Source organism: Hyphomicrobium sp. CS1GBMeth3 (assembly GCF_900117455.1).
Taxonomy (GTDB): domain Bacteria; phylum Pseudomonadota; class Alphaproteobacteria; order Rhizobiales; family Hyphomicrobiaceae; genus Hyphomicrobium_C.
Genome location: NZ_FPHO01000003.1, coordinates 911958 through 934347, shown reverse-complemented (window position 1 = coordinate 934347; position 22390 = coordinate 911958). Strand labels below are relative to the sequence as shown.

The window sequence follows — 22390 nt, the reverse complement described above, 5'->3', positions numbered from 1 at the left end:
ACGCAATGTGCCAATAGCCGCCCGCCACCTTCTCCCCCTGGGCTAACAGCCGCAGCTCATAGCCAAGAGGTGCCCGGAGAAGATCGGCAGAGGATGCCTGCTTGAAGAGGACAAAGGCTGCATCCGCAACCGACGTATTTACCCGACTACGCGCTTTCAGGCGACACGGTGCCGCTGTAATGCCGTTTAAACGACTCTGGCGGGGTGCTACGCGGCGATTTGGCGTTTTCGAGTCCTCTGCAACCCCGGAACGACGACGAGTCTCAGCGGCTCTCTGACGAGGCTTGTCGGTTGCACGCGCAACGTTTTCCTTAGATCGCTGGCCCATCGGCTAGTGGACGCCGTGGCCGTCGGGATCGTTGAGCCAGCGCTGCACGTCACGCTCCATCTGCGACTTAGGACGATGGCCAGCTTTGAACTGCGTCTTGCTGGCAAACGAGGCTTCCTCGACATCCGGCACGAAGCTGTCTTCAACCATCTCGACTTGGCCACGATCATTGCGGAACCAGAGCTGGTAGCTCGGCGGCCGCCCTCTGCGCACGTCATCTGTCGTTTGCGCAGTCGGGATCAGGCGGATCTCAATCGACTTTGCCTTGTCCTCAGCTTCCTTCCATGCTGGCACCGCTTCCTTGAAGTCTCGGCCTGACTTGCCGCCAGCAAGACCGGGATCACCTTTGATACGTCCCGTGGTGAGCAGATAGACGGCCACTCGGTTACGCGCCTGCTCGATTATCCAGGCATGTCCGTCATTCTCGCCCCAGCTCGCCAAACTTCCGAGGGAAGGGGAACGGCTCCATTTCGACTGCCCGTCCCAAAGCGCCGGATAGTGGGCCTCAGGCGGGTGCATCGTAATGATTGCGCCACTCGACGCTGCGGCGGACGAAACACCGAAAGCAGACCGCAGCGAAGTCATAGCCAGCGCGTCCGCCTCGCTCTTGTCCTTACCGTCTTCGCGTGCATCACGATAAACTGTCTCGTAATGCGACCGGATCAATGGCGTCAGTCGGTTCAGGTCGTAGTCCGCCGAACCCACGGAAAGCGATCCAAGCGGCGTGTGCGCTCCGCTGAAATTTGAAATCAACTTCCTATCCGTGACCTTGCCGAGTTCCTTGTTGATGTCGCTCGACATGACTTGCGAACGAACCTTGCCGTCTTCAGAGCGTGCCTTGTCGATACGCGAGATTGCTGTTTCAGGTGGAAGCAACATCTCCGTCGTGTACGCTTCGAACTCTTCAATGCGCTTCTTGGTGTCGCCGTCAAAGTTCGAGGCGTTGAAGGCGGTGCGGTCTGCTTTGCGAAGGTCAAGGAGAGTGCCGTAGACGCGCGACTTCGCAGATGGCTCGCCGGTTTCCAGTGTCGTCCGCATCGCATTGCGCAACGGCTCGGGGATGTGACGCACTTCGCCAGCGATGGAGCGAACCGTGCTGAGCGAACCGCCGTCACCTTGTGCGATGCCTTCGACCAGCGGAGGGAAATTGAGCTCTAACGCCTTCTCGACATCCTTCTTATGATCCGAGCTGTACGGGTCCATAGGAAGTTCGCCATTAAGCCGTGCCCGTCCGCGCTCAAGTTCGAGGTTCGCCTTCTGTTCTTTGCCGTAATCCGCAATCACATCCTCGGCAGTCTTAGCCAAGTCTGCGGCGGTGACGTGCTGATTGTCGGGCGAGATACCGGCGAACTGAGTAACGAACGTCTTCGCGCGATCTTCGACAGTGAGGCCAGCGCCAGCCGTGATCTTGCCGACTGCGTTCTTGGCGCTCCCCATCTTCTGCTCGTAGTTCGCGATGACCTGTCCGACCGTCATTCCCGGCTTATACATTGACGGGTTATTGTTGAGTGCGGTCTGTACGAATGCCGGACCCTTCGAAGCCCACACGCGCGACAGAACGGTTTCGATGCGCTCGTTCGGATTTGCACGCATCACCGCAGCAGCCGCGCCTTCGCCAAGGTTCCACATCATGTACGTCTTGCCGGGCGTCGGCTCGATACCATTGGCGCGCATCCACTCTTGCTTGCGGACAAGGAACGTGGACAAGCCAGCGGAGACTTTGTTTACGTCTCTGACATCGGCACGAGTGAGCCCGAGAGCGTTGCGCGTAGCCTCAGCGGTCGGGTTGTCGCCAGCCAGGACTTGGAACATCCCTTCGGCCGACGACATCTGCGTTCCGTCTTTGCGCGTCGGTCGGCCAGCGTTCGGGTTCAGCCTGCTTTCGATCCAGCCAATCGCCAGGATGGTCTGCGGGTCTGCGCCTTGGGCCTGTGCGTTCGCAATGGTCGTCGAGATGTGCGGCGGCAGCACTGCGCTATTCGCGTCGGCGCTGATCGTCTTCTTGTAGTTCTCAAGGAACGCCTCTTTATCGCGACCGGCCAGCGAGGCGATGTACGCCGATTGAATGGTGCGAAGGCCGTACTTATAGCCCTGCTCGCGGACCTTCGGGTTGACCGAGATCGACTTGTCTACGAACTCTTTGAACTCGGCTTCGGCTTGTTCGAGCGTGACGCCAGGGCCAGCAGCGAACGAAGACGAGATGCTTGCCACCTTCTCGTCGAGAACGGTCTTCCGAAACTCTAGGCTCTTCGTGAACTCGAATTTGGAAGCGCCGTCGATTAATGGGTTCTGCGCCTGTGCGATCTTGAGACGAACGTAGTCCTGATCGTGATGGTTCGCGTACTTCGTCGTAAGCGCAGACACGTCGTCTTCCATGCCGCGCTGATAATCTTCGGTGAAGTTCGCTGCGTCAGGGGAAGAGTTTTCCTGCGCCTCTTGAAGCTTCTCTTGCCAACGGTTTTGGGTCTGCAAGAGATCGTATTCGAGTTGCAGGTTTTCGCTGCGCTCGCGTTCGGCCTGAAGCTTGGCGTTCTGCTTCTCATTACGGCGAGAGATGTCTTCGGACGCGTCGATAAGCGTGCGACCGACGCTCGAAAACGCAGATGCGATAGCCGTGTCAGGCGAGCGGAGACGCGGGCCACCGCCGATGTCCAGCGTGCCGCCTGCTTGGTAGGAAGGAAGTTTCATTCGGAGTTCAGTTCCTATTGATCGATGGGATTTGTTGAAATGAAAACCCGCCGATCCGGTGTGGAACGACGGGCCAAAAGTTGACGTGATGTTGGCTAAGGCCGGATCAAATGCGGAAGCGCTCTACGTTGCCACCAGCTTCGATGATCCAGTTGGGACGCCTTCCACGGCCGGTCCACGTCTGTGATGGATCATCCGGGTTGCGGTACTGGACTGTAGACTGAGAACGCCGACCGCCCCGCCCGAAAAGCTCATTGACACTGAAACCGGCTTTGGACGCCATATCGGACAGCTTGGCTTTTAGCTCAGCGCGCTCGACACGCTCACGCTCGGCAATTTCGTCGTCAACGCGTTCGCGAAGACTGCGACGTTCCTTAAGACTCATTCGTCCCAGGGCGACCGTTGCCATTTACTCTACTCCATTGCGCCGTTTGCGAAGTGGCCGTACCGAACTCGCGAATTGCAGTCAACAATTCAGTTTCGGTTTCACTAAAGCGGCGCCCACTGCCGACTGTACGGACGAAGCCGCAACGCCACATCCGGACAAGCAAGGAACCTTCGCAGCTCAGCATACGCCCCTTGATCAGTCACGCGAACCGTCTTGTGCGCCCATACATGATGAGCGGCATAGTCGAGGTACGATGCGTCGGCCGACTGCCACTTTCGCCAGATGTGCAAGCCAGTGACGACCACGCGCGCCTTCATCTTGAGCGACTGCGGTTGCGCACGTTGCCACGCTTTGATGGTTGCAGTTTCGAGATCAGGAAGTGCGCGAGCTACGGTTTCGACGGTGAACACGAAACTTTCAGGTGTGAAATCCGTAGCGCGGTAGGTTTTTAGGGTGAAATCCTGCATTTTGAAGCGGAACCCTGGCATTTTGCCAACCCTGAGCCGTGGGGTTGGCAGTCAGTTTCCCCCTATTTTTCCGTATGTTGCATCGTTTCTGCCAACCCTGCCAACCTGTCAACCCTATTTCACTTCTCCGTCCTATGCGTGCGTATGACCACACGTAGGCGGAGCGGCCTCTATATATATACCCTTATATCTATTTAGGGTTGGCAGGGTTGGCAGAAGACCAAGTTGTGCCCGAAAAATAAGGATTACTTGACTGCCACCCTCCCTGGCAGAGGGCCGGCAGGGGTTGGCATTATCCGTCGATATTGACGTTGAGCGCTCTTCGCACGTTGTCTCGAAGCTTTGCGAGTGGCGGAAACAAATACGCGCGCTTGTTATCGGCGCGGACGTATTGAACGCCAAAGCGCTCTAGTTCCTTGCTCGCTACTGTGTGGAGATTGCGTGCCTCATAGGGATTACAGAACTCTTTTATCGCTTCACGAACGCTCTCAGCGTGCAGTCTCTTGTGTTCCTTGCCTAGCGTGCCGTTTTCAGTTCTGAACGCTCTTTGCTCGGGCAATGGAACGCATCCCTCGCGAGCTGTTGACAACATGAACTTCTCGCAACCCGTCAAACCGTGTTCCCGCTGTTCCTTGAGCCCATCAGTATCAGGCGGGTTCCGAAGGTCCGACGTGATCAAGCGGTTTTGGAGATCGTGCATCATCGCTCTCACGCCAGCGAAATCGTTACCTTCCATCTGCTCAAAGATGGGATCGAAGTACTCAGCCTTCTTGGCTTGATCGGACTCGAAATCCAATACGAAGTAGCGGCGCTCGTCTGTTTCAGCGGGCACCGCCCAATTTTCGTTGCTCGTGAACAGGAGCGCCAAGTAATTCTGGATGGTGACGAGATCGACGCCCTTTCCTTCAACGGCCAACGTCTTGTCGGTAATGAGCGTCTTGAGTTTGCTTTTCGCTTTGTTATCGCCAGCCCATAAAGCTTCGGAGATCACGACGAACTTGAGCCGCTTCATGTGGGCGTTAAACCGGCCCGTGAGGTGTTGTTCGTCGGAAATTTCCATCGCGTGGACGCCAAACATGTGGGAGATGAACCGACCCACCATGCTCTTGCCAGTGCCCTTGCCTTTTGACTTGAGCACGACCGCACTACCCGGCTTCTCCCCTGGACGCTGGACAAGGTGAGCCATCCAGTCCATGAGCCATCGGAAATGGTCTTCATTGCCTTTGCAGACAACTTTTCGCAGGTGCTTCCGGAACAGCGACCAGTGGCCTTGCTTTGGCTCTACTGGCCATCCGGTCCAGAGGTTCAGGTAATCCTTTGGAACCGGGGTGGATTTGCTGTGTGGCCCGATCCCCTGCGGATAGAACCCCACTCCTGCATACTGCTTGCGCGAGCGCCACGTCTTCCACTCGTCGAATGCCGTGACGACTTGTTTCCCTTTCCCAGAGAGCACGACACCCTGGTATAGCGCGGCCATGTCTTCTGACCGCATGAACATGATGTCTTGACGACCTTGCTCATCGGTGACGTTGCGCGTGTACCTCACTGATGAGCCAATGGGGACAACGCTGTGCTCCCTATTCATACGCGAGAGCATTCCTTGACGTTCGGCGTCATCGCTCCATCTGCGGTTTTCCATCGTGCCCCAGCGAACTGCTGAAAGGCCATCACCATCTGTCGCCACCTCGTCGAGTTGCTTGGGCGTGAAACCCTTCCATCCGAATTGCTGCGCATGAGCAATGATCGAGCCGAGCGTGACAGGAGTTGCGGGGTTCGGTCGCTCCCACATCCCGTCGATTTCATCAGCGTCATACACGTCAGAGTGTTTGGAATACTCGTGTGCGATGTCGCGGCCGTCATCGCTTCCGTGCGACCAATGTTGCAGGCCGAAAATGATCATGCGCCAAGTGTCGTGACCATCGCAGTTGGTATCGTGTTCTCGGATAAAATCTAGCAGCTCGCGCGCCTTGTCAGGAACGAATGGTTCCGATTGCATACGGCTAAAAGCTTTGATGGCTTTCGGTGCCGTGCTGTTTGATTTCGAGCTAATCGGCGTCTTTGGCCGGTCGTGCGGTTTAAAGGCTTCGATTAGTTCCGAGGCTGTGTAGATATCAGCTTCCTCGTCGCCCCCAGATGCAAACCGGACCTGATAGGGCGTACCCTTTGTGTGGTAGAAGCCAGGAACGCGAAGAACGCGAGCAAGATCCTTCGCCCCCTTGTCACCGCCCCAGTCCGAGACGATGCACCTCATTATTCGGTCGAATTCGTCGAATGCGAGCGGTTCTTCGTAGTCGTCGTCGCCTTCCGCGGCAACTAACCAGTACGCCTGATACTTTCCAGGGCTGGTGTTGACGACCATTGACGGCTTCAGCGGAAGTTTGCCGTTTGGTCTGCCGTGATCCCAATCGGCCCACACTGCGCGAACGCGGGTGACATCTTCCTTCTTCCGGCGACCCTTCGAGGTTTCGTTGACGGTAACGAAGATGCCGTAGCCTTCCTTGTTGTGCCGAACCAGCTCATCGCGCAAATTATCGAGAGTCCCGCTGAGATTGCGGGTTTCTCGCTGTCCGTTTGGGTGGATTGCGCGCCACTCAAAGTGTTTCGTGTTAGGATCGAGCTTACGCAGAAATTTTTCTGCTCTTGCAATCGCCGGCTCATTTTTGACGCTGCCGGCGGTGGCAGTACGTTTCGTGGTAATAGTTTCTTCTCCGCTCTGCGGCTGTTTCTGGTTTCTAGATGTGTTACTCAAACTGACTGAGGATCGCTCGTGCCGCCGCGAACTGGCCAATCATGGATAGCGTGGTCCGCGTGGCTAACAAGGTCGTGCCGCGTGATTATTTATCTGGCTTCTTCGATCGCGAGACGCTTCGCATAATTTGTGCTGCGTTGCGCTCCGCCGTCTGCAGTTTGTGCTTCGCCGCAAACTCGGCTTGCAGTTTCTCGCGGTACGCGATGACCTCGGCACGAACGAAGAACCAGCTACGCCCTACTTTAAAGGCCTTGGGAAAGTCGGGCTTCTTGCGCATCGCGTCCCAGATGCTGCGGCGTGGCGGTCCCAGGATCTCGGAGACCTCGTTGATTGTTATGACTTCTTTCGGTGGCTTGCGGTCATCGCTCATTGGCTCTGGCCTCAATCCACTCGCGAACTTCGGTTGCGCGCCATACGCGTTTCCTCGGTCGTCCAGCCTTGTCGCGGAGGACGACGATGGGCCGTGGAAACTCACCGCGACCGGCCATATCGAAAAGCGTGAGAGCCTTGAGCCCGATTGCCCGCTCCACTTCGCGTGACGACATGAGCTGAACGTCCGCGAGCGTTTCGGCAATGGTCGCGTGAGGATTGTTGATTGCTCGTTCTGAGAGCACGTTTCATCTCCTTTGGTTGCAAATGCAAAGGCCCCTAAAGCGGCTTGGGTCGCTTTAAGGGCCTCTAATAAATAGGTGGCCAAAAACAGAGGTAATTAATTCGATGTACTCGTCCTGTCTCACGCAACTAGCTGGAAACTAAGATCATTTTCTATTTCAGCTATTTCCTGTCCGTGCAGGAGGTTGTATTCGCAGCCTTTAGATCCCTCAGCGCCGCCCTAAAGCTTCTTACTGTCTTTACCAGCGCATTGTCTTTTCGGTCTTCAGGCCAACGCAACTCTGCGACCTCCCTAAGTGTCAGCCCCTTTTCAAACACGTCGTCGAGTGGCCAAAAGAGCGGCATGTTCTTCAGCGGATGTGTTCGCCGCCTGTCTCTTAGCCGTCCTCGCGCTTGCATGACTGACCTGATCACCGCTTCTCTCGGGCTGCTCGCTCGACGACACATGAGCAAGTGCATCGCAGATCCGCGCCACCACTTCTCGTGTCCGTGTTTGCGACACCCGCTCGCTTTTTCTTCGCGCGCTTCGTTCCATTCTTCTTCAATTGCTGCGAACAGCCCCTTGCTGCCGGGCTTTTCACCGCCGACGTAGAAACCGATGGCCTGTGCTTCAGCAAAGAGCTCTTCAATAGGCGTGACAGCAGCGGTGGTGCCTACGCCGTTGGCTAGCTGCCACGTGCATAGAGCCCTCTCATCTTCCAAGGACATAAGGGGTTCACGTCTCATCCCTGGTACGCCTCGAAAGTTCAACTCTGCCACGTCGCCCGCGCGATAACCTGCCTTGGGATTGTAGCCCGGATCGCCAGAGCGTTTCTTTCGATAAGGCTCGCGCTCGCGATTTGTTTGTCTCTCTGTCTTAGGCTTCCAAATAGGCAGGTCAGACCGCTGCGCATTCTTTGCCTCACGCAGAGTGGCGCGGTCCAACTCCGAGAACTCAACTTTCACTACAGGATTGGCCGCAAGCCATTCTCGAAATCGCCTGTCCTCGGCGGCTCTGAGACGCAGGGTAAATTCGCCTGGGACACGGCGTTGCAGCTGGCGCGAGGATGTGGACCAAGAGACTGCAATTCGAACGTGCGTACTTCGGCGGTCTAGGCAAAATAGGTCATCAGATCCGGTGGTCTTCAGTACGGCCCGCTGGTAGGAATATAAAAGCCGTGCTCTACTCGCAGCCAGCGCTTTGTTCGCAGCATCGTCCGCGTCAGCGAGAGCGTTGGCTTTCTTTGTTACGTAACCCTTCCACTTCGCGAACACAGCATCGACGCCCTGTGCGACTAGCTCGGCGCGGAAAGCCTCCAGCCTTTCGCTATCGGGTTCAAGCTCCCACCAATCAGGCAACTCATCCGATGCAGGTCCAAGTATATCGGCGGTGGCTGTAGGTGAGAGAAAGCGAAGTAGATCGAAGTCCCGTGCGCGTTCAAGCACAAGCTGGTCATACGCAGACCAAGGGCGACGATCAGAATGGTTCGCGATCTCTTTCAAGCCGCGTTCAACGTCGGGCCAGCCCGGTTTAAGATGCCATGACGGTATCTCGACGTAACCACTTGGCTCGGGATACTTTTCGAAATGTTCAACGAAACAGCGGTGGCGCTCGGCGGGATCGTCTAACTGATCTCTCTTACTCGGGACATCGCCGATAAGCGCATCTGCGCTCATCCCACCTTTGAACTAGAGGTCTCGATCTCACGATGCGGTACTATGATCGTGGTCGGAATAGAAATCTGGTGAAGAGCCATTGTTCTCCAATTGCTAATGGCTCACTTATAGTCTGATTTGCAGCCCTATGAAACATCTAATGTTTCTGTCTCAATTGCGACAGAAGGGGCCAGGATTATCTTTTTCTGCGCCTTCCGCAGTTTCTTGGAAATCGCTCGAAGCTCTGCCTCTAATCTCAGCAGCTCTTCCTTCACCTCGTGGAAGCCGCCGCGTTGAGCGCAAGCACGCGCGTCGCGCATATAGTGACCAGCGTTGACGCAATAGTCCGCCAGATCCTCTGTGCGCTTGTATTCCTCCATTCGCGCGAAAACGTCTGGGCCTAGCTCCGCATCGACGGCGCGCTTGAAGGCAATGAGGTTCACGTCGTTTGCACCATCTGCTGCTGCCTGGACCAGCCTTTTGAGAAGACTGTGTACCCTACCAGCAGCGACTTTTACCGAGGCGGGATAATTATCGATGATAGTCAGCGCGGCTCTTACGTTCCCTTGTCCGGACGCCGCTGACCGTGAGAATGCCGCCCGGTCTACCTCAGCCCACTCCACGAGCCGCTTTTCTCTCTGATCTGCACGGAACTGGTTGTGAAACTGCCACTCTCGCAAACGTTGAGGGGAAAGGGACATTTGGCTCTCCGAGGCACGTTGGTATTAATCACCCTGCGAAATCGAGACTTCTGGCGCGCGCTCCTAATCATCCATAGAGTCTCATCTGCGAGTTTGGACCCCCGGGGGTGCCTGCCGTGATTTACGCGAGGGGGTGTACCCGGTCAGGCGGCGCGCTGTTTCGAAATGCAGCAACTGCGTCCATGGTGATCGCGTGAGCTAGCGGCGACGCTTCTTCGTCCGAGCAATCTCCCCCTTGAGCCACGCGTGTACGTCGTCCGCCTTGAAACGCACGGCTCGTTCCATCCCCGGCACGGGCAATGGCCTGGGAATGTCGCCAGCGTCTACCGCTCGCTTGACCGTGGACAGGGAGACGCCAGCGCGCTCGGCAACCTGCTTCCACGAGAGCGGTTCTTCTGGGTCGTGGACCGCTCCCAAGTGAACGACTGGCACGGCGACCATCGGCACTTGGCCTTCATCGTTCACGTATGGTGTGCCGTTGCTGTCAACGAACACTGCGTAGATGCGGCCGTCATTTGGTTGCTGATCGGGGTGCGGGACTTCCGTCATAGCAAAAGCGCGCTCGCGGAACTCGGTCACGCGGCCATCGCTCATCAGCACGTGGATAACCGGACGGTGCACGTCCTTGCGCACCTTCTCCATACTAAGCGTAACGGTCGCTATGTCGTCGGCGCTAGTGGTGTCGTCTGTCTTGGTCATCGCATTGCCTGGTGCGGGCTACAACACGACGACGGTCATTGATTTGCCGACCCAACGCAACGAGCACGCGCCGTGTGCACACAAGCTTGGTTGGCAGGGGTCGTGGACTTTGATTGCCACGGCATTACCACAGCGAGCAAAATGCAGCGGTGCGCGCTGTCTAGCCAACAACTCGTAAACGCTTGATTTTATTGATTAAAGGGTTGGTTGCGGGAGTAGGATTTGAACCTACGACCTTCAGGTTATGAGCCTGACGAGCTACCGGGCTGCTCCATCCCGCGATACCGACATGTCGACCCGCCATGAACCCCAAAGGAGCCCTGTCGCGTCGTTCGAACGATCCGGCCACCGCATCTGGTCTTGGTTTGATCAGGGCTAGGGGCTTGATCAGGCCTGTGTCCGTTTGATCGCGGACTGGCCCGTTCGAAGGCCGCCTCCCGGGGCGGCTCGGCAGGGTCTATAGCACGATTTTCGACTTTGTGAACCCCACTCGGACTTGGCCTTGCCGCCGCGGTGGATTACTCACCCTTTCAAGGTGCGACAGGCTGATTTTCTCGTGCTCCGTCGCGGCCATCCGCCCGTAAACGTCGTATAAGCTCGTTCCGGTAAACGAGCGCCTGGCACTGAGACGAGACCTCGCACGCATGACTGCAGCAGACCCGAAACGCGCCGACCGAACGCAGGAAACGCGCACGGGCGCCGGGCTCGACGAAACGTTCGTCCTGCTCGACAACAGCAGCGGGCGGGGCGCGCCGACGCTCTTGTTCACCGAGCCGGTGGAGATCGTCTCGGCGGCGGCGCCCGAGGACGTGCCGGCGGCGCTGGCGCGCCTCGAAGCGGCGACGGCATCGGGGCTCTATGCGGCCGGCTATTTCGCCTATGAGCTCGGCTATGTGTTCGAGCCCAAGATCCGCAGCCTGCTTCCGGAAGGCCGCAGCGTACCGCTTCTGTGGTTCGGGCTCTACAAAGCGCCGCGCGAGATGAGCGAGCGCGAGGTCGATCACTGGCTTGCGACGCACACTCGCAGCGGCTCCTACCAGTTCACGTCGGTGACGTGCGCCTGGGACCAGGCTGAATATGAAGCGCGGTTCTCGGCCGTGCAGGACAAAATCCGGGCCGGCGATATCTATCAGCTCAATCTGACGTTCAAGGCGCGCTTCCGGCTCGAGGGCTCGCCGCTGACCTTCTACCGCGACATGCGCCAGCGCCAGCGCGTGGCTTACGCCGGGATCGTCGACACGGGCGAGGTGACCGTGCTGTCGGCGAGCCCGGAGCTGTTCATTGAGAAGCACGGGCAGGTGGTTTCGACGCGGCCGATGAAGGGCACGGCGCCGCGGGCCGGCACGCCCGAGGCTGATGCCGATCAGAGGCGCGTGCTGGCGACCGACATCAAGCAGCGGGCCGAGAACCTGATGATCGTCGACCTCATGCGCAACGATCTCGGGCGCATTGCAGAAATGGGCAGCGTTGAGGTGACCGACCTTTTCACGGTCGAGACGTTCCGGACACTGCACCAGATGACGTCCGGCGTGCGCGCGACGTTGAAGGATGGTGTCGGGCTTGCCGATCTCATCCGCGCGATCTTCCCACCGGGATCGGTGATCGGGGCGCCGAAGATCCGGGCCATGGAGCTGATCCGCGATTACGAAACCGAGCCGCGCGGGGTCTACTGTGGCGCCATCGGGCACATCACGCCTGAGGGCGGAGCGCTGTTCAACGTCGCTATTCGCACGCCGGTAATTTTCCGCGGCGGGCAGGGCGAAATGGGGATCGGCTCGGGCGTCGTCTACGATTCCGTCGGCGCCAAGGAATACGCCGAGTGTCTGCTCAAGATGAAGTTCCTCACCGATCCGCCGAAGACGTTCGAGTTGATCGAGACGCTGCTCCATGAGCCGGGGCCAGGGTTCTGGCTGCTCGAAGGGCATCTCAACCGGCTCGCCGCGTCGGCTGCCTATTTCGAGTACGCCTACGATGAGCAGAAGGTGCGGGTGGCACTCAAGGGCGCGGTTGCGGGCCGTGAGGGAGAGCGGCTGCGCGTACGCCTTTTGCTGGCCGAAGACGGGACGCTGACCGTCACGGCCACTGAACAGCCTCCGCAAGCACCGGATGCGATCATGCGCGTTGTCGTCTCTGATACGCGGGTCGACAGCACGAACGCTTTCCTGTTCCATAAGACGACGCGGCGCGAGCTCTACGATCGCGAGTGGCAGCACTACGCAGAGACGCTCAAGGTGGACGAGGTGCTCTATCTCAACGAGCGAGGCGAGCTGGCGGAGGGAAGCCGGACCAACGTGTTTGTCGAGTGGGACGGCAAGTTGCTGACGCCGCCACTGTCGAGCGGGCTACTGCCCGGCGTGTTGCGCACTTCACTTCTCGCAGCCGGCAGGGTGCACGAAGCTGTGCTGACGGGCGACGACCTTGTCGCAGCCGATGCGATCTATGTGGGTAATTCCGTGCGTGGGTTGGTCAGGGCAGAGTTGATCGGCGTGAGCGGCGATTAGTCTGTTTAAGATCGCTTCGTGCTGCCGAACGCAAAAGCTGCTCAGTTGGATCGGCTTTGGGGAATATCGGTCGGACCGGTTATCGAGGCCGTCTCAGGTCCGGCGTTCTGGATCGCGGAAATCACAAACACCACAGCGGCCAACGTCAGCACCGTGGCGAGCGCAATCCCTCGCGCAGAACGGCGAGCGCGCTCAGCAAAGGGGCTGGACTGGAACTTGCGCAGGATCCTCATCATGGGTGCCAATCTGCGGACGCGGACGCCGTCTCGCCAGAGTGCTCAACGCCGCGCGACAGATCGGCACAGCGTTCGGTCGTAACCTTGATCGAAGTCATTTTCGCGCTGCAGCGTACGTCCGATCAGCGCCCGTCGGGGTGCGGCTTGCCGCTCAAAGCCCTCGCATGATGCAGCCGAAGACGAGCACGATCTGAGCGATCACGAGCACCCAGAATTCTTGACCCGTAATGTAAGGAATTGATGCCCCGAAGAAATATGTGACCAGTGCGAGCACCGTTAGGATGACTGACAGCATGTAGGTCAGGATGCCAGGTGCCTTCAGGACCATGGTCGATTACCCCCTCGTGGCTAGGCCTTAGTGAGCGGCGACTCGCTCGATGCATAGGGCTTATAGCAGCCGGCTGCAGCCCTGGCACGGGCTTGAGGGCCACACTTGCAGAGCCTGTGCCGGACTGCTGACGGAACTATTTGGAACCAGCGCTGTTTTGCCTCGTGGAATCACCACGTTATCCATGGTTTCGTAGAAGTGTTGGATGGGGGCGGGCGCGCCCTGTAGAGGTTTGTCTCGTTTCCGGCAGTTACCTGTGGACTGGGGCGGGCCGGCCGAAGTCAAGGAGACTGCAATGCTACGTGTGAGCCCGATTGCCATCGCCCTTGCCGCTTGGCTTCTCGTGCCCGCTAGTGCGGCGGCCTACGGACCCAAGGTCAGGAAACTCTGCGCTAACGACTATATGGACAATTGCCACCTTTATCGGCTCGGCACGCCGGAGGTGCGCGCGTGCATGCGCAAGGCCGGCGCCAAGCTGAGCCCCCGCTGCGTCGACGCGTTGATCGAAGAGGGCCACGTGTCCGCTTCCGAGGTCCAGCAGCGCCGCGCGGCCGCCGGCAGATAAGCTTTTCACTTTTCTTTGGCTCGCGTGCCTAGGTTCCGCGGGGTTTAGCGCGTGCCGTCGGCATGGCGTTGGCTGGGTCATCCGGCCAGGGGTGCCGCGGGTAGCGGCCTTTCATCTCCGCCTTAACGGCTGCCCAGGATCCTTGCCAAAATCCCGGCAGGTCGCGCGTGATCTGGATCGGGCGCTGGGCTGGCGACAGCAGATGCAGCGTCAGTGGCAGGCGGCCGTCCGCGATCGTCGGGTGCGTCGTGAGGCCGAACAGCTCCTGCACGCGGATGTGCAGCGCTGGCGCGCCGGCGCCTTCGTAGTCGATGGCGTGCCGGTTGCCAGTCGGGGCCTCGAAATGCGTCGGAGCTTCCTCGTCGAGACGGCGACGCAAGGCCCAGGGAATCAGTGCGTCGAGCGCGTGACCAAGATCCTCGGCGATGACATCGGCAAGGCGTGTTTTTCCGGCGAGGTAGGGTCCGAGCCAATCGGGCAGCGTTGTGGTGAGCGCGGCATCGGAGAGGTCCGGCCAATCCGCTTCGCCCGCGGCGCGTAGGAAGCCGACGCGGTCGCGAAGCTGGAGCTGAGCCTTGCTCCAGGGAAGCTTGTCCGCACCGAGCGTGGCGAGACCGGAGGCAAGGATGGCCGCGGTTTCCGGCGTTGCGTCGGCTGGGCGAGGCTCGCTCGAAAGGGTTATCGCGCCGAGACGGCGCACACGCCGTGCCCGGACACCTCGGCTTTCCTGATCAAAGGTGATTTCGTCGGTGGTCCTGACGCGGTCTCCGGCGATACGCAGCGTTTCCGCTTCGTCCGTCTCGGCGGCGAGCAGGATGCGTGTCGCGCCGGCCGCGCCTTGCATTTCCGCGACGACGAGATAGGGCGCGCGAGCCAGAGGATCGGCGGGATCAAGGTTTGCGCCGCGGCCGTTGGCGAGCAGGTATTGGCCGCGCGGACCTCGCGCCTTGGCCATGCGCTCCGGATAGGCGAGGGCGAGCAGGGCGGCAGTTGATGGCGGCTGTTCTCCTCCCCCCTGGTGGGGGAGGCCGGGAGGGCGGGATTCCCGCAAGCTTGCCGTCGGGAATCCCCCCACCCCTGCCCCCTCCCCACGATGGGGAGGGGACGAGGCACGTGCCGTCTTGGCCCAGCCTTGGGCCAGGCGGCGCATTTCGGTGGCGCGGCGGGAGCGATCGCGACGGAAGGTGTCGAGGCGGTGGTCGAGGGCTGTGTCGTTGCCGCCAAGCCCGCGCTCGACGAGAACCGCCGCAATTTCCGCTGCTTCCTCCTCGGCGCCAAGGTGCGCGGCGCCGATCAGCATGGCGGCAAGGCGGGGCGGCAGCGGAAGCGCGCGCAGGCGCCGGCCGGCTTCCGTGATGCGTCCGTCCGCGTCGAGCGCGCCGAGCGCCTGCAGTTCCTCGCAAGCGGCATCAAGGGCGGCAGGGGCCGGCGGGTCGAGCCACGCCAGCGTGCGCGGGTCTGTGACACCCCATTCGGCACAATCGAGCATAAGCGGCGCAAGGTCGGCGGTGCGGATTTCGGGGTCTCCGAAGGCGGGAAGGCTCACCGTTTCGGCCTCGTCCCAGAGTCGATAGCAGACGCCGGGCTCGGTGCGGCCGGCGCGGCCGCGGCGCTGATCGGCGGAAGCACGAGGGACGCGTACGGTTGCGAGCCGTGTCACGCCGACGTCCGGGTCGAACCGCGGGATGCGGGCGACGCCGCAATCGATGACGACGCGCACGCCTTCGATGGTGAGCGAGGTTTCGGCGATGGAGGTCGCGAGGACGACCTTGCGCTGGCCAGGTGGCGCGGGTGCGATGGCGGTGTCCTGCTCGCGACGGTCGAGCGCGCCATAGAGCGGGGCGATGATGGCGTCCCTGGCATCAATGCGCTCGCGCAGGCGTTCCTCCGTGCGGCGGATCTCGCCCTGGCCGGGCAGGAACGCCAGGATTGAGCCCGGCTCTGCGCGCAGCGCGCGCACGATGGCACTCGCCACGCGGTCCTCAAGGCGCTCGGACGGATTTTTGCCGAGGTAACGCGTATCGACCGGAAAGCTGCGACCCTCGCTTGCGATCAATGGTGCGTCGCCCAAGAGGCCGGCGACTTTGTCTCCGGCGAGTGTCGCGGACATGACGAGGAGGCGCAGGTCTTCGCGCAGGCTGCGCTGGGTGTCGATGGCGAGCGCGAGGCCGAAGTCGGCGTCGAGCGAACGTTCATGGTACTCGTCGAACAGGACGGCGCCGATGCCCTCAAGCGTCGGATCGTCGAGGATCATGCGCGTGAAGACGCCTTCGGTTAGCACCTCGATGCGCGTCTTCTTGGAGACGCGCGTTTCGAGGCGCGCACGCAGGCCGACCGTCTCGCCGACCTCCTCGCCGAGGGTTGCTGCCATGCGCCGGGCTGCGCCGCGGGCGGCAAGGCGGCGGGGCTCGAGCAGCAGGATTTTTCGGCCCGCGAGCCACGGCGCGTCGAGGAGGGCGAGCGGCACACGCGTCGTCTTGCCGGCGCCCGGAGGCGCGACGAGCACGGCGGCCGGCCCGCGCGCGAGCGCTTCCGCCAACGGCGCAAGCGCATCGTCGATCGGCAGCGGCTCCGCGAATCGCCGTAAGGAATTGGGGGGCGTGGCGCCTGTCATCGTGGCGGGCTTAGCACGGCGCCGACGTGAAGAAGAAGGTTCTCGACGCGCCGCCTTTACAACACGGCGGCGCTGGACGATACGGGTTCCGGACGAGTGCGAGCAAGCTCGGTCCGCCGCGTGCTGTAACAGTGGTCAGCCAATCCAATGTGCTGGGGGAGCAGATTGATGCCTCGCTTTGCAGCCACGTTTTTGTCGCGCGCCGCAGGTGCGGTGCTTTTCGCCGTCATGGGCGTCTTCTCCGCCGGTGCGACGGAGCTCGACGGCTACTGGATGGATTCCCACGGCGAGGTCGTGCTCGAGGTCAAGAATTGCGGCGACGCGATGTGCGCCAAGGTCGTGTGGCTGAGGCTGCCCTACGGCCCAGATCGCAAGCCGCTCAAGGACTACCGCAATCCGGACACGTCGCTGCAGAACCGGGAGGTCTGCGGGCTTCGGGTCATCGAAGGGTTCACGAAGCAGCCGGATGGGACGTGGGGCGGCGGCGACGTCTACGTTCCGGACCTCGGCATGGGCTTCAAGGGCTATGCTACGCCGATCAGCCCGACGCAGATGGAGGTCAGGGGCTACGTCTTCCTGCCGCTGTTCGGGTCGTCGGAGGTGTGGAGCAAAGTGGCGAAGCCAGCCTACCACTGTGAGCGCGATGGCGTGCCGCCCGCGCCTCCAAGACCGGCTGAGTGATCGTCAGCCCGGAGGGCCGATGCCGCGCGTGGCTTCAAGCTCGCGATAGGCGCGCTGGGTGTCGGTGATGTAGTCGCGCGCGAGCGGCACTGCGTCCCGCTTCTTGGCAAGCTGCATGTGGAAGACGAGCTGGCTGCCGGTGCGGAACATCATTTCGGCACTGATCAGGTAGAATTCCCACATCCGGCAGAAACGCTCGTCATACATCTCCGCGACGCGCGCGCGGTTCGCCTGGAAGCGCTGATCCCAGTGCGCCAGCGTCTTAGCGTAGTGGACGCGCAGGAATTCCAGATCGGTGACCCAAAGGCTGTTCTGCTCGACGGCCGTGAATACCTCCGAAAGCGCGGGCGAATAGGCGCCCGGGAAAATGTACTTGCGCAGCCACGGGCTTGCGGTGCCGGGCGGGCTCATGTGGCCGATGGAGTGGAGCAGCATCACGCCGTCGTCGGTGAGGAGATCGTTCACCTTGGTGAAGAACTCGCCGTAATGATGCACGCCAACGTGCTCGAACATGCCGACCGACACGATGCGGTCGAAGCGCTCGGTGAGGTCCCGATAATCGCGCAGCTCGAAGCGGACTCGGTCGGCGACGCCGAGCTCTTTCGCTTTTTCGTTGGCAAGCTTGCACTGCTCCTTGGAGAGCGTGACGCCGACGGCTTTGATGTCCGCAAGGCGCGCCAGGAAGAGCAGCATGTCGCCCCAGCCGGAGCCGATGTCGAGCACCTTCTGACCGGGCTTCAGGTCCAGCTTGGAGGCGATCAGGCGCAGCTTGTTCTGCTGGGCTTCCTCCAAGGTGTCGCTGTCGGAGAGGAAGTAGGCGCAGGAGTACTGCATGCCGCGATCGAGGAACAGGCGGTAGAAGTCGTTGCCGATGTCGTAGTGGTGGGCGACGTTCTTCTGCGCCTTGCCGATGGGGTTGGCCTGCTGGAAGCGCTTCAGCCCGCGCGAAACGGTGCGCAGTACTTTCTGCAGCGGATATGAGCCGAGCGAGAGACGGTTGACGGAGAAGAGAGTCAGGAAGTCGCGCAGCGTCGAGTTCTCGAAGCTCATGCGGCCGTCCATGTAGGCTTCGCCTGCTGCCAGCTCCGGGTTGAAGAACAGCGAGCGATAGAGCGTCGGGTCGGTGAGGCGCATCGTCACCTCAGGGCCCGGTGCACGGCCGCCAAAGATGTGCACGCGGCCTTCGGCGTCGATTACCTTCAGCGTGCCAAGGCGGACGAACGATTTCAGCATGTGCGAGAGCGGAAACATATGACCTCGCTATTGGCGATCGAGCGAATAAAGGGAAGCGGATGAACGTCTCAGGCCGCGGATCTTGCCGTGCGGGCCTGTTCGGCGGTGGAGCGAATGGCCTTGATGTTAGAGGCGTAGCTTTCTTTCGTGCCGCCCTTGAAGACAGCCGAGCCCGCGACCAGCACGTTGGCGCCGGCGGCGACGACAAGCGGCGCCGTCTCGGGCGTGACGCCGCCATCCACCTCGAGGTCGATGTCGCGCTCGCCGATCATGGCGCGCACGGCGCGGATCTTGTCGAGTTGGGCCGGGATGAAGGCCTGGCCGCCGAAGCCGGGGTTCACTGTCATCAGCAGGACAAGGTCGACGCGGTCGAGGACATGCTGGAGCGCGCTCTCGTGCGTTCCGGGATTGAGCGAGACGCCGGCGCGGCAGCCGACAGCGCGGATGGCCTGCAGCGAGCGGTCGAGGTGTGGGCCTGCTTCGGCGTGGACGGTGATGATCTCGGCGCCGGCCTTGGCGAAGGCTTCGATATAGGGATCGGCCGGAGCGATCATCAGATGGCAGTCGAAGGTCTTCTTCGAGCTTGCCCGGATGGCACTGATGACGGGCGGGCCGAAGGTGATGTTGGGTACGAAATGGCCGTCCATCACGTCGAGGTGGATCCAGTCGGCGCCTGCGGCGTCGACGGCAGCAACCTCCTCGCCGAGCTTCGAGAAGTCCGCGGACAGGATCGAGGGCGCGATGATAAGCGGCCGGGGCATCGGGGTTCCGCCTCCCGTTCAGGGTTTCGAGCCTCTGCCCTACACGGCGCGCCGCGGGCGGGCAAGGGCACAAGGGATAAGACCTGGGGAGCTTGCCGATGTCGGCCTATTTCGGCTGAGCGTGCAGGCGGCGCCAGTCGGCTGGATTGTCGAAGGTTCCCGACCAAATGCCGCGTTTGCCGGCCTTGGCCTCGCTTTGCTCGCTCGCGTAGGGCGCGGTGAAGCCATCCGTGACGGCCCAGCCTTCTTTCACCATCCAGGCGTTGATGTCGGTGCCGTCTTTCTTCGTGCAGGTTACGACCGAGCGACCGAAGTTGTCCCGGGCCCGCGAGCGGCAATGGACGGTCTCGTTGCCCAGATATCTTCTGAGTGTCCGCGTGGCGTCACGCCCGCAGGGCCAATCGCGTCCGTCGCGTTTGCAGATCTGGTCCCCCTCGGGTGCATCGATGCCCGTCAAGCGAAGCTTCTCGCCTGCGATCAGCAGCGTGTCGCCGTCCAGTATTTTCGCTGGGCCTGCGATCTCGAAGATGGGGCCGATGACCCACTCGTTTATGGCCGTGAGCGCGAGCAAGACCAAGCCGCTGGCCACGAGGAGGAGGATCGCTCGCATGCTGTTCGTCCGCGACGTGATATGTCTCATTTCTAGTATAAGGAGTTTATACTAGAAAATTGGTCCGCGAATTTTACCTCGCGATTATCTTTATTGCCCCTTAACTCAAGACTTCGTTTCGAACCGTGTTTTTGTGCCCCCCGTACCCAGCGAGTTCGGGAGCACACGCCATGATGAAAGTGCTGAAACGTCCGATCAGTTTTGTTGTGCTGGTCGGATTCTTCGCTTCGCCCGCTCACGCAGATGATGAGCTTACCCCATTAGCCAGCGCCATCGCGTCCAATGCGGGCCGTGCTCTCGACTGGCCACCGACGCCTCGCCAGACCGCCGTGCAGGCGTTCTACGAGGAGCGCGGCTATAGCCCGTTGTGGGTCGACGAGACGGGTTTCAAATCCGAAGCTCAGTCTGTGATCGAAGAGATGGCCAAAGCCGACACGTGGGGGCTTTCGGCTGGGAGCTACACCGTGGCGCCTCCTCGGGACATCAGCGATGCAAGCCTCGCGGAAGCGGAGATTCGGCTGTCCTTCACGATCCTGGATTACGTCGAGGCGGCGCGGGGCGGCCGTATAACCCAGCCGTCAGAGCAGCTGAGTTCCTATCTCGATCGCCGGCCAAACCTGCCCGATCCGCTCACGGTTCTGCGCGAGTTCGGGACCAGCCATGAACCTGTTGCCACTCTGCTCTCCTATCACCCGCAACATGAGCAGTTTGCGAGACTGCGCGCGGCCTATCTCACCATCGTGAGCGATGCACAACGCATTCGGGATACGGCCATTGCGATAAGAGGGCCCAACCTGCGCAAGGGCATGGATGATCCCGAGGTCGCGGTTCTGAAAAAGCGGCTGGGTCTTGCTTCGACCACCACGCTTTTCGACGACGAGCTGGATGCGGCCGTGAGACGCTTTCAGCGCGAGCATGGTGCGCGGGGTGTCGATGGCATCGTGGGCTATCGCACGCGCCGCGCCTTGAACACTACGGATACCTCGAAGCTCGCGACCTTGCGCGCCAACATGGAGCAGTGGCGCTGGATGCCCGCCGATCTCGGCGCGTCCCATGTTCTGGTCAACATTCCCGAATTCAAAGTCGAGCTGATCAGAGATGGCGCGGTCGCCTTCAGCGAGCGGGTGGTCGTCGGCAAGACGGCGACACAAACGCCGATCTTCTCTCACAGAATGCAGACGGTCGTTCTGCATCCCCGCTGGTATGTGCCGGAATCCATCAAGGTCAAAGAGTTTTTGCCGTCTCTTCTGAGGGGGCGATCGCTCGAGAGCCGCGGGTTCGTGCTGTCTCGCAACGGCAAGGAGATCTCGTCCCGGCGTGTCAACTGGAGCAAGGCCGACATCCGAAACTATGATGTCTACCAGTCGTCCGGCGATTACAACGCTCTGGGCCAGGTGAAGTTTCTTTTTCCAAACCAGCATGCCGTCTATCTGCACGACACGCCGAAGCGACATCTGTTCAACTCGTCGGTGCGCACTTTCAGTCACGGGTGCATCCGAGTCAGAAATCCGCTCAAGTTCGCAAAGCTGCTTCTCAACGACGACAAGGGCTGGAGCGAGCAGCACGTTAAAGATCTGGCCGCCGACGGTCCGTTGGATAACGCAATTACCCTCGACGACACCGTGCCCGTGCACATTGCGTACTTTACCGCGTGGGTCGATGATGACGGTACGCTGCGCACCGTGCGCGACATCTACGGCCACGAAAGGCGTATCAAGCTGGCGCTCGAAGGTCGTTGGTCGGAAATCGACAAGGGGAAGAACCACCTGGCTCCGGTCGACATGGCCGAGGTGAAAAGGTCCCAACCAAAGCGATCAAGCTCGCGCAGGAAAACTGCGACGGCATCCTCTGGGTGGAGTGCCCCCATGGGTTTGTTGGGCGGCAGCTCGGCTCAGCGTCCGCGCCGCTCTTCTGGCTCCAGTGCGAACGATGTCATTCGTCGCGCCTTCGGATTTTGAGTGGTGGCTGTGATGATCTCTTACCAATTGAGAAGCGCGATATCCGGTTTTGGACCCAGGGCCTGCCTGGCGCTTGGTCCGATTGCAGTCCTCGGGCTCGCCATGTTTGCGGGAGGGCGCGCCGAAACGGCTCACGAGCGTGAGGATGCTCGGGAGATCAATCGGTCCGCTCCGAGTAAGAGAAAACCACCCGTGCGTCTGCGGTTGCTCAATCCACATGCGGAGTCCGTCACGACGGTACGTCACGATGAGGCGTTGGGCGATGTTGCCGAAGAGGCGCCGAGCGAGATCGTGGCGGCGCGGCCGAGCAAGGCTGTTCGCTTTAGAACCTGGTGCGTGCGGCTGTGCGACGGCTTCTATTATCCGATGAACTATCTCACGACGCGCGGCCGGCTGCAGGCAGACGATGACAAGTGCCGGGCGAGCTGCTCGTCGGAGGCACGCCTTTTCGTCAACGCTGTCGTTGGCCGCAAGGCCGCGCCGCTGATGGATCTTTCGGGGCTTCCCTACACGGCGCTACCAACCGCTTTCGCCTATCGTCGTGAGGTCAGCTCGTCGTGCACCTGTGACGGATCGCAAATGATGGTCACCAGCTCTACGCTCGGTCATGGCCCGGATTGAGCGGCACAGTTCCGG

At 60.7% G+C, this 22390-nt stretch carries 18 protein-coding genes and 1 tRNA gene; 5 read left to right on the top strand and 14 right to left on the bottom strand.

Annotated features, from left to right (window positions below; genetic code table 11):
- Positions 1 to 331: 331 nt before the first annotated feature.
- The 9 genes from CS1GBM3_RS11625 to CS1GBM3_RS11580 all read right to left on the bottom strand — a co-directional run bounded on the left by CS1GBM3_RS11625 (position 332) and on the right by CS1GBM3_RS11580 (position 10548).
- Positions 332 to 3016 carry a transglycosylase SLT domain-containing protein gene (locus CS1GBM3_RS11625; RefSeq protein WP_072395464.1) on the bottom strand — a complete coding sequence of 895 codons (2685 nt, stop codon included), beginning with the start codon at positions 3014 to 3016 and terminating at the stop codon, positions 332 to 334.
- 106 nt (positions 3017 to 3122) lie between these two features.
- Positions 3123 to 3425, bottom strand: coding sequence for an H-NS histone family protein (locus tag CS1GBM3_RS11620; RefSeq protein ID WP_072395463.1), 303 nt, complete (start codon positions 3423 to 3425; stop codon positions 3123 to 3125).
- Positions 3426 to 3505: 80 nt separating this feature from the next.
- Positions 3506 to 3871 carry a hypothetical protein gene (locus CS1GBM3_RS11615; RefSeq protein ID WP_139247893.1) on the bottom strand — a complete coding sequence of 122 codons (366 nt, stop codon included), beginning with the start codon at positions 3869 to 3871 and terminating at the stop codon, positions 3506 to 3508.
- Between the two features lie 292 nt (positions 3872 to 4163).
- Positions 4164 to 6620, bottom strand: a complete 2457-nt coding sequence (locus tag CS1GBM3_RS11610) for a DUF5906 domain-containing protein (protein WP_139247892.1) — start codon at positions 6618 to 6620, stop codon at positions 4164 to 4166.
- 85 nt (positions 6621 to 6705) lie between these two features.
- The gene (locus tag CS1GBM3_RS11605; protein ID WP_072395460.1) at positions 6706 to 6990 is read right to left on the bottom strand and encodes a helix-turn-helix transcriptional regulator; all 285 of its coding nucleotides are present in this window, start codon (positions 6988 to 6990) and stop codon (positions 6706 to 6708) included.
- 404 nt (positions 6991 to 7394) lie between these two features.
- Complete coding sequence (locus CS1GBM3_RS19560) at positions 7395 to 8888, bottom strand: hypothetical protein (RefSeq protein WP_139247891.1); 1494 nt, start codon at positions 8886 to 8888, stop codon at positions 7395 to 7397.
- 125 nt (positions 8889 to 9013) lie between these two features.
- Complete coding sequence (locus tag CS1GBM3_RS11590; RefSeq protein ID WP_072395454.1) at positions 9014 to 9568, bottom strand: hypothetical protein; 555 nt, start codon at positions 9566 to 9568, stop codon at positions 9014 to 9016.
- A 198-nt stretch (positions 9569 to 9766) separates the two neighbouring features.
- A complete protein-coding gene (locus CS1GBM3_RS11585; RefSeq protein WP_072395453.1) occupies positions 9767 to 10267 on the bottom strand; it encodes a helix-turn-helix transcriptional regulator in 501 nt (166 codons plus the stop codon).
- A gap of 204 nt (positions 10268 to 10471) precedes the next feature.
- Positions 10472 to 10548 (bottom strand) — tRNA-Met (locus CS1GBM3_RS11580).
- A 363-nt stretch (positions 10549 to 10911) separates the two neighbouring features.
- Here CS1GBM3_RS11580 and pabB point away from each other — a divergent pair.
- Entirely contained in the window at positions 10912 to 12768 is a 1857-nt protein-coding gene (gene pabB / locus CS1GBM3_RS11575; protein WP_083567498.1) for an aminodeoxychorismate synthase component I, read from the top strand.
- Positions 12769 to 13155: 387 nt separating this feature from the next.
- Here the strand turns inward: pabB and CS1GBM3_RS19815 are convergent, their stop codons facing one another.
- Positions 13156 to 13332 carry a hypothetical protein gene (locus CS1GBM3_RS19815; RefSeq protein ID WP_171946485.1) on the bottom strand — a complete coding sequence of 59 codons (177 nt, stop codon included), beginning with the start codon at positions 13330 to 13332 and terminating at the stop codon, positions 13156 to 13158.
- A 295-nt stretch (positions 13333 to 13627) separates the two neighbouring features.
- Here CS1GBM3_RS19815 and CS1GBM3_RS11565 point away from each other — a divergent pair, with 295 nt between their 5' ends.
- Positions 13628 to 13897 carry a hypothetical protein gene (locus CS1GBM3_RS11565; RefSeq protein ID WP_072395451.1) on the top strand — a complete coding sequence of 90 codons (270 nt, stop codon included), beginning with the start codon at positions 13628 to 13630 and terminating at the stop codon, positions 13895 to 13897.
- A 28-nt stretch (positions 13898 to 13925) separates the two neighbouring features.
- Here the strand turns inward: CS1GBM3_RS11565 and hrpB are convergent, their stop codons facing one another.
- Positions 13926 to 16511: an ATP-dependent helicase HrpB gene (gene hrpB / locus CS1GBM3_RS11560; RefSeq protein ID WP_072395450.1), complete on the bottom strand. Its 2586-nt coding sequence runs from the start codon at positions 16509 to 16511 to the stop codon at positions 13926 to 13928.
- Between the two features lie 168 nt (positions 16512 to 16679).
- Here hrpB and CS1GBM3_RS11555 point away from each other — a divergent pair, with 168 nt between their 5' ends.
- On the top strand, positions 16680 to 17192 hold the full coding sequence (locus CS1GBM3_RS11555) for a DUF2147 domain-containing protein (RefSeq protein WP_072395449.1): 513 nt from the start codon (positions 16680 to 16682) through the stop codon (positions 17190 to 17192).
- A 3-nt stretch (positions 17193 to 17195) separates the two neighbouring features.
- On the opposite strand, the gene CS1GBM3_RS11550 is transcribed toward CS1GBM3_RS11555, so the two are convergent.
- The 3 genes from CS1GBM3_RS11550 to CS1GBM3_RS11540 form a co-directional block, all read right to left on the bottom strand.
- Entirely contained in the window at positions 17196 to 18443 is a 1248-nt protein-coding gene (locus tag CS1GBM3_RS11550) for an SAM-dependent methyltransferase (protein WP_072395448.1), read from the bottom strand.
- 50 nt (positions 18444 to 18493) lie between these two features.
- Positions 18494 to 19186, bottom strand: coding sequence for a ribulose-phosphate 3-epimerase (rpe, locus tag CS1GBM3_RS11545; protein WP_072395447.1), 693 nt, complete (start codon positions 19184 to 19186; stop codon positions 18494 to 18496).
- A 106-nt stretch (positions 19187 to 19292) separates the two neighbouring features.
- A complete protein-coding gene (locus CS1GBM3_RS11540; protein WP_072395446.1) occupies positions 19293 to 19796 on the bottom strand; it encodes a thermonuclease family protein in 504 nt (167 codons plus the stop codon).
- Positions 19797 to 19966: 170 nt separating this feature from the next.
- Here CS1GBM3_RS11540 and CS1GBM3_RS11535 point away from each other — a divergent pair, with 170 nt between their 5' ends.
- Both CS1GBM3_RS11535 and CS1GBM3_RS11530 read left to right on the top strand, forming a co-directional pair.
- A complete protein-coding gene (locus CS1GBM3_RS11535) occupies positions 19967 to 21754 on the top strand; it encodes a L,D-transpeptidase family protein (RefSeq protein ID WP_083567492.1) in 1788 nt (595 codons plus the stop codon).
- A 192-nt stretch (positions 21755 to 21946) separates the two neighbouring features.
- A complete protein-coding gene (locus CS1GBM3_RS11530) occupies positions 21947 to 22375 on the top strand; it encodes a DUF2865 domain-containing protein (RefSeq protein WP_072395445.1) in 429 nt (142 codons plus the stop codon).
- Positions 22376 to 22390 lie beyond the last annotated feature (15 nt).

Bases quoted from the DNA above. Each gene is read 5' to 3' on its own strand.
- rpe (WP_072395447.1), bottom strand. From the start codon at position 19,186: ATGCCCCGGCCGCTTATCATCGCGCCCTCGATCCTGTCCGCGGACTTC.
- CS1GBM3_RS11605 (WP_072395460.1), bottom strand. From the start codon at position 6,990: ATGAGCGATGACCGCAAGCCACCGAAAGAAGTCATAACAATCAACGAG.
- CS1GBM3_RS11625 (WP_072395464.1), bottom strand. From the start codon at position 3,016: ATGAAACTTCCTTCCTACCAAGCAGGCGGCACGCTGGACATCGGCGGT.
- hrpB (WP_072395450.1), bottom strand. From the start codon at position 16,511: ATGACAGGCGCCACGCCCCCCAATTCCTTACGGCGATTCGCGGAGCCG.
- CS1GBM3_RS11585 (WP_072395453.1), bottom strand. From the start codon at position 10,267: ATGACCAAGACAGACGACACCACTAGCGCCGACGACATAGCGACCGTT.
- CS1GBM3_RS19560 (WP_139247891.1), bottom strand. From the start codon at position 8,888: ATGAGCGCAGATGCGCTTATCGGCGATGTCCCGAGTAAGAGAGATCAG.
- CS1GBM3_RS11555 (WP_072395449.1), top strand. From the start codon at position 16,680: ATGCCTCGCTTTGCAGCCACGTTTTTGTCGCGCGCCGCAGGTGCGGTG.
- CS1GBM3_RS11590 (WP_072395454.1), bottom strand. From the start codon at position 9,568: ATGTCCCTTTCCCCTCAACGTTTGCGAGAGTGGCAGTTTCACAACCAG.
- pabB (WP_083567498.1), top strand. From the start codon at position 10,912: ATGACTGCAGCAGACCCGAAACGCGCCGACCGAACGCAGGAAACGCGC.
- CS1GBM3_RS11535 (WP_083567492.1), top strand. From the start codon at position 19,967: ATGATGAAAGTGCTGAAACGTCCGATCAGTTTTGTTGTGCTGGTCGGA.
- CS1GBM3_RS11550 (WP_072395448.1), bottom strand. From the start codon at position 18,443: ATGTTTCCGCTCTCGCACATGCTGAAATCGTTCGTCCGCCTTGGCACG.
- CS1GBM3_RS11565 (WP_072395451.1), top strand. From the start codon at position 13,628: ATGCTACGTGTGAGCCCGATTGCCATCGCCCTTGCCGCTTGGCTTCTC.
- CS1GBM3_RS11540 (WP_072395446.1), bottom strand. From the start codon at position 19,796: ATGCGAGCGATCCTCCTCCTCGTGGCCAGCGGCTTGGTCTTGCTCGCG.
- CS1GBM3_RS11615 (WP_139247893.1), bottom strand. From the start codon at position 3,871: ATGCAGGATTTCACCCTAAAAACCTACCGCGCTACGGATTTCACACCT.
- CS1GBM3_RS19815 (WP_171946485.1), bottom strand. From the start codon at position 13,332: ATGGTCCTGAAGGCACCTGGCATCCTGACCTACATGCTGTCAGTCATC.
- CS1GBM3_RS11620 (WP_072395463.1), bottom strand. From the start codon at position 3,425: ATGGCAACGGTCGCCCTGGGACGAATGAGTCTTAAGGAACGTCGCAGT.